The sequence below is a fragment of the Rhodobaculum claviforme genome (genome assembly GCF_016653255.1).
Taxonomy (GTDB): Bacteria; Pseudomonadota; Alphaproteobacteria; order Rhodobacterales; family Rhodobacteraceae; genus Rhodobaculum; species Rhodobaculum claviforme.
Map to the genome: position 1 here is coordinate 1 of NZ_NHSD01000201.1, position 3,778 is coordinate 3,778.

Here is a 3,778-nt window from a genome sequence, read left to right on the forward strand (position 1 = left end):
CCCACCAGCCGCGCAAGGTTGCCCAGCACCACCGTATCGATGTCGACATAGACGGCGGGCAAGTCCGGCGGCACCAGCCCGTCGGCGAACATCGCAAGCTTGGCCTGGCAGCCCTGCGCCATGAAGCGCGGCGCGCGAAACGCCTGCGGGATGTCCCGTTGCCGCACCCCCGGCGCCAGCCCCTCGTGCGGCCGGTCGCCCAGCAGCACGATGCGCGCGGGCGCGGGCGCCGCAGCGGCGCGGATCGCCGCGATCAGGTGGTTGACCTCGGCCACCGGATATTTCGTGCCCCACAGCAGCAGCACCAGTTGCCACGCCGATTCGGGCGGCTGTTGCGGACCGGTTTCAGGACCAGAGGCGGCGACCACCGGGCAGTTCCATTCCTTCAGGGGGGCGCCGGGCTGCCGCTGCGCCAGCGGGAGGTTTACGGATAATCCCCGCCCGCACAAGCGCCTTTGTCCGCCGCCCGCCCCGAGAGGCTGGCCCGAGCAGCCTGGCCCGAGAGCCTGGCCCGAGCAGCCCCTCAGCCGTCGCTGGGCACCAGCCGCAGCAGCGGCGCGCCCTCGCCATCGGCAAGGACATAGATGAAGCCGTCCGCCGGGCCGACCGCCACGTCGCGGATGCGCCAGCCGCGCCCCTCCAGCAGGCGGATCGGGTCGGACACGGTGTCGCCATCGACCGGGAACAGGCCCAGATAGCGGTGGCGCAGGTTGCCCACCAGCAGGTGCCCCTCCCACTGGGCAAAGGCCTCGCCCGTCACCCATGCCATCCCCGAGGGGGGGAAGTTGTCGTCGCGCCCCGGGCCCCAGTGATAAAGCGGCGCGACAAACCCGTCGCCGGGCCGGTGCGGATCGGCAAAGGGCTGCCCGGTGCGGTAATCGACCCCGTAGGACGCCAGCGGCCAGCCGAAATTGCCGCCGCGCACCACGCGGTTGATCTCGTCGCCGCCCGATTCGCCATGCTCGGCCAGCCAGACCTCGTCGGTGCCGGGGCGCACGGCCATCGCCTGGATGTTGCGGTGGCCCCAGGACCAGATCGCGGGCGCGGCCCCGTCGCGGCCCACCAGCGGGTTGTCGCCCGGCACGCTGCCGTCCAGCGCAAGGCGCACCACCGCGCCGTTCTCGCTGGAGACGTCCTGCGCGATGTGATCCGGCCCGAAGGCCTTGGAGTTGCGATCCCCGGTGCCCATGAAGACGTGCCCGTCGTGGATCACGATGCGCGCGCCGTAATGCGCCGGGCTGTCGATGGCGGGGCGGACGCGCAACAGCACCTCGATGTCGCGCAGGGTGGCGGCGTCGGGGTCCAGCGTGGCGCGGCCCAGATGGGTGGTGGTGCCGCCCGCCACCGCGCCCGACCACGTCAGGAACACCGTGCCGGTGTCGGCGAAACCCGGCGCCAGCGCGATGTCCAGCAGGCCGCCCTGCCCGGCGGCGGCGACGTCGGGGGCGCCGTCGATGGTGGTGATCGCGCCGGTGTCCGCGCGCCAGATCGACAGCGTGCCGCCGCGCGCGGTCATCACGATGTCGCGCCCGTTGGGCAGGAACGCCATGCCCCAGGGGCGGTTCAGCCCCTCGGCCAGGATCTCCACCTGGTAACCGGGGCTCTGGGCCAGCGCGGGCGCGCCGGTCTGCGGCCCGGTCAGCAGGGCCGCGACGGCGACGGTGGCACAAAGGCTGCGGGGCATCGCGTGTCCTTTCCTCAGGGGTGCCGCGGCCCGGAGCGGGGCCCAGTACGGACCCAGTACGGGGCGCGAAAACGGCGCGCGGAACGCAGATCAGCCTAGGGCGCGGCCCCGCGCCGCTCAATCCCGCAGGCGTGGACAATCCCGTGATCGCCCCGCGCGCGGCGGCGTGCTAGAACCCGACCGAACCGGAACGGAGGGCGACGATGCGCTGGATCGTGGGCGGGATATCGGCCGTGGTGGGGCTGGCGGTGCTGCTGGCGGCGGCGGTCCTGGTGCTGCCGGCGGAACCGGTGGCGGGGCTGGCCGCACAACGGCTGACGGCCGCGACCGGGCGCGCCGTGGTGATCGAGGGGCCGGTCCGCGTGACGCTGTGGCCGCGCGCGGGCGTGCGCACCGGGCCGGTCAGCATCGCCGGGCCCGACTGGTCCGACCTGCCCGACCGCCCCATGCTGCGCGCCCGCGCGCTGGACATCGGGCTGGACGCGGGCGCGCTGATGGGCGGCCGGGTGGCCCTGGCCCGGCTGGAGGCCGACGGCGCCGAGGTCGTGCTGGAGCGTCACCCCGACGGGCGGGTGAACTGGGCCTTCGGCGGCCCCCCGGCGCCGGGCGCGCCCGGCCCCGCCGCGCCGGTGCGCGACGATCCGCTGGCGGGGTTCGACCGGCTGCGCCTGACGGATGCGGCGGTGACGGTGCGCGACGGCGTCACCGGGGCGCGCAACCGGCTGGAGGGGCTGACGCTGGAGCTGGCGCGCGACGGCGAGGCCGCGACGCTGGCGGCCGACGGCACCCTGGACGGGACCGCGCTGGGGCTGGAGGCGCGCGCGGCGCCGGGGCTGGCGGCGGGCCTGCCGGGCGATCTGGCGCTGACGCTGACAACGGGCGGCGCGCGGGTGACCTTCGACGGCCGCGCCGACCCCGCCGCCCTGCGCGCCGAGGGGCGGCTGGAGGCCCGCGCCGAAGGCCCCGCCCTGGCCGCGCTGGGGCTGCCGCCCGGACTGGCCGCGCGCAGGGCGGCGGTCACGGGCGCCACGGTGCTGACGCCGGGGTCGGTGGCGCTGCGTGACGGGCGGCTGACGCTGGACGACACCACCACCGACATCACCGCCGAGCTGGCGCTGACCGGCCCGCGCCCGCGCCTGACGGGGCGGGTGGCGGCGCCCGCGCTGGACCTGCGCCGTGCGGCCATGCAGGGGGGCACGCAGGGGTCGGCACAGCAGTCGGCACAGGGAACAGCACCCGGATCAGTCGCGGGCGGCGGCTGGTCCACCGCGCGCATCGACGCGGGCGCGCTGCATCTGCTGGACGCGGATGTGGCGGTCTCGGCGCCGTCGGTGCGGCTGGACGGGGTGACGCTGGGGGCGGTGCGCGGGGCGCTGACGGTGGATGCGGGCCGCGCCGTGCTGCGCCTCGACCGCGCCGAGGCGTTCGGCGGCGAAGTCGCGGGCGAGGTCGTGGCCAACGCCCGCGGCGGCTTCTCGGCGCGCGCGAACCTGGCGTTCGAGGGGCTGTCGGCGGCGGCGCTGATGGCCGCGCTGGCCGACAGCGACGGGCTGGAGGGGCGGGTGTCGGGCACCATCGCGCTGCTGGGCGTGGGCAACAGCGTCGATGCGCTGATGCGCGCGCTGTCGGGGGACGGGCGGGTGACGATGGGACCGGGGCTGGTGCGCGGGTTCGACCTGGGCACGCTGCTGCGCGACCGCGACCCGCGCGCGCTGGGGCAGGCCCGCACCACGCCGTTCGACGGGCTGTCGGCGACATTCACGGTGGCCAACGGGGTGGCGTCGAACGGCGACCTCGTCCTCAGCGCCCCGGCGCTGCGCGCCGAGGGGGCGGGCCGCGTCGACATCGGCGCGCAGCGTCTCGACTATCGGCTGACGGCCGCGCCGCTGGAGGGGCCGGTGGGGCTGCGCCGCGTGCGGCTGCCGGTGACGATCACCGGGCCATGGGCCGACCCCCAGCTGTCGGTCGATTTCCAGGCCGTGGTGCGCGAGCAGCTGGAGGACCGCCTGGAGCGCGAGGTCGAGCGCCGCCGCGACGACGCCGCCGACGCCATCCGCCGCGAGCTGGAGCGCGCCCTCGGCGTCCCGTCCACCC

3 protein-coding genes are annotated in these 3,778 nt (G+C 76.2%); 1 reads left to right on the forward strand and 2 read right to left on the reverse strand.

Going from position 1 to position 3,778, the window contains the following annotated elements; all coding sequences use genetic code 11:
* Both CCR87_RS06965 and CCR87_RS06970 read right to left on the reverse strand, forming a co-directional pair.
* A partial coding sequence (locus CCR87_RS06965; protein ID WP_201156836.1) for a hypothetical protein occupies window positions 1–368 on the reverse strand: 368 nt, incomplete at its 3' end.
* Between the two features lie 155 nt (window positions 369–523).
* On the reverse strand, window positions 524–1,684 hold the full coding sequence (locus tag CCR87_RS06970) for a PQQ-dependent sugar dehydrogenase (protein WP_201156837.1): 1,161 nt from the start codon (window positions 1,682–1,684) through the stop codon (window positions 524–526).
* A gap of 203 nt (window positions 1,685–1,887) precedes the next feature.
* Here CCR87_RS06970 and CCR87_RS06975 point away from each other — a divergent pair.
* Window positions 1,888–3,778 (forward strand): AsmA family protein (locus CCR87_RS06975; RefSeq protein ID WP_201156838.1); only part of this gene is annotated, 1,891 nt, incomplete at its 3' end.